The sequence below is a fragment of the Mycobacterium sp. genome, assembly GCF_049280035.1.
Classification (GTDB): domain Bacteria; phylum Actinomycetota; class Actinomycetes; order Mycobacteriales; family Mycobacteriaceae; genus Mycobacterium.
The window spans coordinates 1-7,297 of sequence record NZ_JBAPPI010000326.1 but is presented as its reverse complement, the minus strand read 5'-3'; the positions used below and the strand labels follow the sequence as shown (position 1 = coordinate 7,297).

Annotated in this window: 6 protein-coding genes; 2 read left to right on the top strand and 4 right to left on the bottom strand. The window is 64.9% G+C overall.

The genetic code is table 11. The annotated features are described in order from the left end of the window. Positions 1-91: 91 nt before the first annotated feature. Together ripA and WAN71_RS10975 are read right to left on the bottom strand one after the other, a co-directional pair. A complete protein-coding gene (ripA, locus tag WAN71_RS10980) occupies positions 92-1,534 on the bottom strand; it encodes an NlpC/P60 family peptidoglycan endopeptidase RipA (protein WP_422225351.1) in 1,443 nt (480 codons plus the stop codon). 241 nt (positions 1,535-1,775) lie between these two features. Further along, positions 1,776-2,330 carry a DUF6676 family protein gene (locus tag WAN71_RS10975; protein ID WP_422225352.1) on the bottom strand — a complete coding sequence of 185 codons (555 nt, stop codon included), beginning with the start codon at positions 2,328-2,330 and terminating at the stop codon, positions 1,776-1,778. Between the two features lie 182 nt (positions 2,331-2,512). On the opposite strand from WAN71_RS10975, the gene WAN71_RS10970 reads away from it, so the two are divergent. Next, complete coding sequence (locus WAN71_RS10970; protein ID WP_422225350.1) at positions 2,513-5,344, top strand: aconitate hydratase; 2,832 nt, start codon at positions 2,513-2,515, stop codon at positions 5,342-5,344. A 96-nt stretch (positions 5,345-5,440) separates the two neighbouring features. Then, positions 5,441-6,004, top strand: a complete 564-nt coding sequence (locus tag WAN71_RS10965) for a TetR/AcrR family transcriptional regulator (protein WP_422225349.1) — start codon at positions 5,441-5,443, stop codon at positions 6,002-6,004. A 23-nt stretch (positions 6,005-6,027) separates the two neighbouring features. Here WAN71_RS10965 and WAN71_RS10960 read toward each other — a convergent pair whose 3' ends face one another. Beyond that, positions 6,028-6,225, bottom strand: a complete 198-nt coding sequence (locus tag WAN71_RS10960; RefSeq protein WP_422225348.1) for a helix-turn-helix domain-containing protein — start codon at positions 6,223-6,225, stop codon at positions 6,028-6,030. Positions 6,226-6,393: 168 nt separating this feature from the next. After that, on the bottom strand, positions 6,394-7,297 hold a 904-nt coding region (locus WAN71_RS10955; protein ID WP_422225347.1), incomplete at its 5' end, for an ABC-F family ATP-binding cassette domain-containing protein.

Genomic DNA, 7,297 nt, shown 5'->3' with positions numbered 1-7,297 from the left:
GACCGGACGCGGCCAGAATCGACCAGACCAACCTGGCCCGGCGCATCCCCTCGCCGTCTATAAACCTGCGGCGCATACGTCCTTTCACGCGTCAGTACTCGATGTAACGGACGACGTAGGGCGTCATACCGCTGGTCCGAACCGGCGCGACCCGGACCTTCAACCCCACGTCGGGTGCCTCGAGCATCTGACCCTGGCCGAGGTAGATCGTCACGTGCTGGCTGCCGCCGGGCCCGTAGAAAATCACGTCGCCGCGGCGCATCTGCGACGACGGGACCTTGCGGCCCAAGTTGTATTGCGAACCCGAGTAGTGCGGCAGCTTGATGCCCACCCCGGCGAACGAGTAGAGCACCAGGCCTGAGCAGTCGAAACCGTTTGTGCCGGAGCCTGATCCGATGCCGTTACTCGGCCCGGCCGCGTTGCCGCCGCCCCACGAATACGGCACGCCCAACTGAGAGAGCCCCCGGCGAATCACGTATTCGGACGCCTGCCGTCCGTACACCCGCGGAATCCGGCCGTTGGTGTAGCCGGTGGGTGTGGGAGCCAGCCCCAGCTGCTGCAGGAAGCTGCGGCCCATGTTGGAGGTGACCTCAGACGAGGTCGCCGAAATCCCCAGGATCTTGTTGAAGATCGCGATCGGGTCACCCGGGACGTTGGCACTGGGCACCATCGGCAGCGAGGGATCCCATTCGCCGTCCCATTGGCCGCCGTTGCCCTGGGGTGCGCTGGGCGAGCCCGGCGCCGCCGGATCCCACCGGTCACCGGAGGACCCTGATGTTGACGCCGCCCGCGGTCCGGCACCCGGTCCGCCCGCGGATGCCGACCAAGTGCGGGCGGCGTCGAGTCTGGCTTGGGCCGCGTTACGCTCGCCGGCCAGGCGATTAATCTCTTGCTGCTGCTCGCCGAACTTGCGGTGGACGTCGGTCAGCGCGGCCACCGCGGCGTTCTGGCTGGATTGAGCGTCAGCAACAGCCTTATCCGCTTTCTGCTTGGCCAGCCGCGCGGCGGACTCCTTATTCACTTGCTCGGTGCGAGCCCGTTGCAAGTTGTCCATCACCTGGCGGGAACTGGCGGCCAGGGTCTGGCCGGCGGCCGCGGTCGCGATGACGTCGTCGGGGCCGGCGGCCTTGAGGTAGCTGTCTGATGGGCCGTTGACGTAGCTGGCGACGGCGAAGCGGTCAAATCGCTTCTGGGCAGCAGCGATTGCGGCGTTGGCATCCTTGACCGCCTGCTGACTGGCCCCGACGTTCTGTTGTGCAGCCGCGGCGTTGTCGCGCGCGGTTTCGACCTCGACCACAGCCTTGTTGATGCTCTCCTCCTCGGTCTGAATTTGTGCGCCGAGGTCCTGCAGACGCTGGTTGGCCTGAGCGACGTCTGCGATGAGTTTGGCCATAGCATTGGGCTCCGCGCCGGGGTCGGCATTTGCCAGCCCGGGGATGCACAGCATCACCGCCACGCTGAGCACGACCGGAGCGACGCGGCGGGTGAGCCTGGTGGCCAGTCGGACAGACGAGCCGCGGCAATTGCGTCTCATACGACTTGGATCTCCTATGGCTCAACGCGGGCGGACGGCGTCGGCCCCAGTAATCACTGGAAGCGCGATTTAGATCAAAAGCATCCTTTGCACCGTAAGTCACATCTGACCCAATGGAAACTTTAGTAACAAATTACAAGTGTGTTCTTCCGACAACTGTGACCGTTCGGTGACATCACTGATTTGCCCGCAGCCGCGGTAGCGGTGCCACCGCTATGCGACACAAGCCGAATACGGCGAGTTAGACGCTCTGGCCAGCTTCTTCGATGTGCGCTTCGGCGTCATCTGGCGACGTTGCCGACCGCCTCATGCGCAGTTGCATGATTCGGGTGCCTACGACCGCCGCGAGCACTCCGATAAGAAGCACGATTGTGAACGCGGTCCAGGGAAATTGCGGGGTGTTGAGTTGGTGCAGGAAATTCTGCGCCGACACCACCGGGTTGCCGGTCTTGGCGTTGTCTTCGCCGATCTCCAGCGTGGCCCGCGGGAAGTGTGTGCTGTAGGTGCCGACGAAATTCGGGCTGAGCACCAGCACGGTGGCATCGGTGTGTTGGGCGCCCACCCTGGTCGCGATGTCTCGCAACGGTGTGTCGTTCAGCGGGTTGTGATCGAGGACGACGATCTTGAGATCGATGCCGTCGTTGTGCGCCTGGTTGACCACCTCCAGCAGTGCCGGCGTGACGGCCGCTGGCGCGCTGATGTTGTGGGCAGTGACCTGATCTTGGACGATCGCCAGGCATTGCTCCGGCGGCGTCGCCGGATCGGCACCGATGGTGCCGCAGATCTCGCCCGGGATGTAAAGCGGCGCGTGGGTGGTCACGGTCCAAGACCGTACCGCGCACGACGGCGGACAACCGCAGTTGGCCGGCCAGACAAACTTCCAGGCCGCGGTAATGTGGAATACAGGACAAGCGTACTGTTAGACTGGCCTTGTCGGCACGGCCCGTCGGCGAGCAGAACTAAATCCCGGGAGTTGATGTGACCAGCAAAGATTCGGTGAATTCATTCGAAGCGCGCAACGCCCTGGCGGTCGGCGGCAACAGTTACCAGATCTATCGCCTGGACGCCGTACCCGGCACGGAGAAACTCCCCTACAGCCTCAAAGTGCTCGCCGAAAACCTGCTGCGCAACGAGGACGGCAGCAACATCACCAAGGACCACATCCAGGCGATTGCGAACTGGGACCCGTCGGCCGAGCCCAGCATCGAAATCCAATACACGCCCGCCCGCGTGGTCATGCAGGACTTCACCGGTGTGCCGTGCATTGTCGACTTGGCCACCATGCGGGAGGCCATCGGGGATCTGGGCGGCGACGCCGACAAGGTCAATCCGCTGGCGCCGGCCGACCTGGTGATCGATCACTCGGTGATCGCGGATCTTTTCGGCCGCGCCGATGCGTTCGAGCGCAACGTCGAGATCGAGTACCAGCGCAACGGCGAGCGCTACCAGTTTCTGCGTTGGGGGCAGGGCGCCTTCGCCGACTTCAAGGTGGTGCCGCCAGGCACCGGCATCGTGCACCAGGTCAACATCGAATACCTCGCCCACGTGGTGATGACCCGCGACGGGGTGGCCTACCCGGACACCTGTGTTGGCACCGACTCGCACACCACAATGGTCAACGGCCTTGGCGTATTGGGCTGGGGCGTCGGCGGAATCGAAGCCGAAGCCGCAATGCTCGGTCAGCCGGTGTCGATGCTCATCCCACGGGTGGTCGGGTTCAAACTCACCGGTGAGATCCAGCCCGGTGTTACGGCCACCGACGTCGTGCTCACCGTCACCGAGATGCTGCGCAAGCACGGTGTGGTCGGCAAGTTCGTCGAGTTCTACGGCGAAGGTGTGGCCGAAGTGCCGCTGGCGAACCGCGCGACGCTGGGCAACATGAGTCCCGAATTCGGTTCGACTGCAGCGATTTTCCCGATCGACCAGGAAACGATCGACTACTTGCGCTTCACCGGACGCAAAGAAGAGCAACTCGCTTTGGTCGAGGCCTACGCTAAAGAACAGGGCCTGTGGCACGACGCCAAGCATGAGCCAGAGTTCTCCGAGTATCTGGAGCTCGACCTTTCCGAGGTGGTCCCGTCGATCGCCGGACCCAAGCGGCCACAGGACCGTATCCCGTTGTCCAAGGCCAAGTCCACGTTCCGCGAGCAGATCCCCACCTACGTTGGTGACGACCCAGACAAGAAGGACTACTCCAGGCTGGACGAGGCGGTCGACGAGACGTTCCCGGCCAGCGACCCGGGGGCACTGACCAACGGCCACGCCGACGACCACAAACCGGTGGAGTCGGCCGCCAAGCATGCCAAGGGCCGGGTGAGTAACCCGGTGACGGTGAAGGCACAAGAACTCGGTGAATTCGTGCTCGACCACGGCGCGGTGGTGATCGCCGCGATCACCTCATGCACCAACACCTCCAACCCTTCGGTGATGCTGGGCGCAGCACTGCTGGCCCGCAATGCCGTAGAGAAGGGTCTGACCGCCAAGCCCTGGGTCAAGACCACGATGGCGCCGGGCTCGCAGGTCGTCAGCGACTACTACGAAAAGGCCGGCCTGTGGCCGTATTTGGAGAAACTCGGATTCTACCTCGTCGGCTACGGCTTCACCACCTGCATCGGCAACTCCGGTCCCCTGCCCGAGGAAATCTCGAAGGCGGTCAACGACAACGACCTATCGGTGGCCGCGGTGCTGTCCGGCAACCGGAATTTCGAGGGCCGGATCAACCCGGACGTGAAGATGAACTATCTGGCCTCACCGCCGCTGGTGGTCGCCTACGCGCTGGCCGGCACGATGGACTTCGATTTCGAGTCGCAGCCGCTGGGCGCGGATAACGACGGCAACGACGTCTTCCTCAAAGACATCTGGCCGTCGCAGAAAGACGTCTCCGACACCATCGCCTCGGCGATCAACCAGGAGATGTTCATCACGAACTATGCCGACGTGTTCAAGGGCGACGAGCGGTGGCGCAACCTGCCCACCCCCAGCGGCAACACCTTTGAGTGGGACGCCGACTCGACGTATGTGCGCAAGCCGCCGTACTTCTCTCGCATGCCCGCCGACCCGGAGCCGGTCAGCGACATCAGCGGCGCGCGGGTGCTGGCGCTGCTCGGCGACTCGGTGACCACCGACCACATCTCGCCGGCGGGCAGCATCAAGCCGGGCACCCCGGCAGCGCAGTACCTCGACGAGCATGGCGTCGAGCGCAAGGACTACAACTCCTTCGGCTCGCGGCGCGGCAACCACGAGGTGATGATCCGCGGCACGTTCGCCAACATCCGGCTGCGGAACCAACTGCTCGGCGGTTTGGGGGAGGTCGTCTCCGGTGGGTACACGCGCGACTTCACCCAGCCCGACGCACCGCAGGCGTTTATCTACGACGCTGCGCAAAACTATGCGGCAAAAGACATTCCGCTGGTAGTGCTGGGCGGCAAGGAATACGGCTCGGGCTCGTCGCGGGACTGGGCGGCCAAGGGCACCCTGCTGCTGGGCGTGCGGGCGGTGATCGCCGAGTCGTTCGAGCGCATCCACCGGTCCAACCTGATCGGCATGGGCGTGATCCCGCTGCAATTCCCTCAAGCCAAAACCGCCGAATCGTTGGGTCTCGATGGCACCGAGGTATTCGACATCACCGGCATCGAGGCGCTCAACGACGGCAAGACGCCAAAAACGGTGCACGTCAAGGCCGCCAAGGATGGCAAGGACGCGGTCGAGTTCGACGCCGTGGTGCGGATCGACACGCCCGGTGAAGCCGACTACTACCGCAACGGCGGCATCCTGCAGTACGTGCTGCGCAACATGCTCAGGTCGAGCTAGTGGCGATCGCAAGCGCGGCGCAGCCGGGCGCAGCGGGTCGCCACGCGAGAACCGTGGCGATCGCAAGCGCGGCGCAGAGAACCTAGCGGAACGCTTGTGCCCAAGGTCAGCCGGGACCATCTGGCGGCCCGTCGCCGTCAGATCCTCGACGGTGCTCGTCGCTGCTTCGCCGAGTACGGCTATGAGCAGGCGACGGTGCGCCGGCTGGAACAGGCCATCGGCTTGTCGCGGGGTGCGATCTTTCACCATTTCCGTGACAAGGACACGTTGTTCTTCGAGCTGGCCCGCGAGGATGCCGAGCGGATGGCCGCGGTCGCATCGCGGGAGGGTCTCATCCAGGTGATGCGGGACATGCTCACCGCGCCCGACCAGTTCGACTGGCTCGCCACGCGATTGGAGATCGCGCGGAAGCTGCGGCACGACCCTACGTTCAGTCGGGGGTGGGCGGAGCGCTCGGCGGAGCTGACGGCGGCAACGGTCGATCGGCTACGTCGACAGAAGCAGGCCGGGCGGGTGCGCGACGACATCCCCAGCGACGTACTGGTGTGCTACCTGGACTTGGTGCTCGACGGCTTGGTGGCCCGGGTGGCCTCCGGCGAAGACCCGCAGCGCCTTAGCGCCGTCCTCGATCTGGTCGAGAGCTCGGTGCGCCAGGGATAAGTTGTCGAGACGAAAGTTCCGAGCTACCGGACTCGAGACCGGGTGCGGTGGTTGGGCCCACCGCGGCTTCGCATCGGTGTGCCCGATTCGCGCAGCAGGCTGTGGACCGACCCGTATGACCTGCCGGTGGACGCCACCAGGGTACGAATGCTGGCTCCGCCCTCGTAAGCGCTGCGCAACTCGACCAGCAACTGATCGCGTGTCTTTCTCGATTTCCTCATCGGCGCCTCCCCGCTTCAAAAGGATCCCCAACGCACACAGCGTAGAAAGCCGACGTCGGCGGCGGGCCGATTTGACCAAATAGCCTGCGCCATCGTCGAGCCGAGTCGGGAGACCAGTCGACCGACGAGGCCGCGCGTCGGATCCGTCGAGCCGAGCCGGGTAAGCGGTCAGGCCAACTCGATCAGATCCCGGTAATCCTCGGACCAATGGTCTTCGGTGCCGTCGGGAAGCAGCACGACACGTTGCGGATCGAGCGCCTCGGCGGCGCCGGGGTCGTGCGTCACCAGCACCACCGCGCCGGTGTAGCTCCGTAGTGCGTCCAGCACCTGCTCGCGAGACGCCGGATCGAGGTTGTTCGTCGGCTCGTCGAGCAGCAACACATTCGCTGTCGACGCCACCAGGCCGGCCAGCGCCAGCCGAGTCTTCTCACCGCCGGACAGCGTGCCCGCCAACTGGTCGAGCTGGCTACCGCTGAACATGAACGCCCCGAGCAGACCACGCAGGTCTTGCTCACCGGAATCGGGTGCGGCATGGCGGATGTTCGCCCATACCGTCGCCGCGTCGTCGAGGGTGTCGTGCTCCTGCGCGAAATACCCGATTTTCAAACCGTGTCCGGGCTCTAAACCCCCGGCGTCGGGCTGCTCGACACCGGCCAACAGCCGCAGCAGTGTCGTCTTGCCCGCGCCGTTGAGTCCGAGCACCACCACCCGGGAGCCGCGGTCGATCGCGAGGTCGACACCAGTGAACACTTCCAGTGAGCCGTAGGTCTTGGTCAGACCGGTGGCCACCAGCGGGGTCCGCCCACAGGCGGCCGGGCTGGGAAACTTGATCCGGGCCACCTTGTCGGCCACCCGCTCTTCGTCGAGCGCGGCCATCATCCGATCGGCGCGTCGCAGCATGTTCTGCGCCGCAACAGCTTTGGTGGCTTTGGCGCCCAGCTTTGCGGCTTGGGCACGCAACGCGGTGGCCTTGCGCTCGGCGTTGGTACGTTCCCGCCGGCGCCGCTGCTCGTCAGTAGCGCGGGCGTCGAGGTACTTCTGCCAACCCATGTTGTAGACGTCGGCTTCGCCG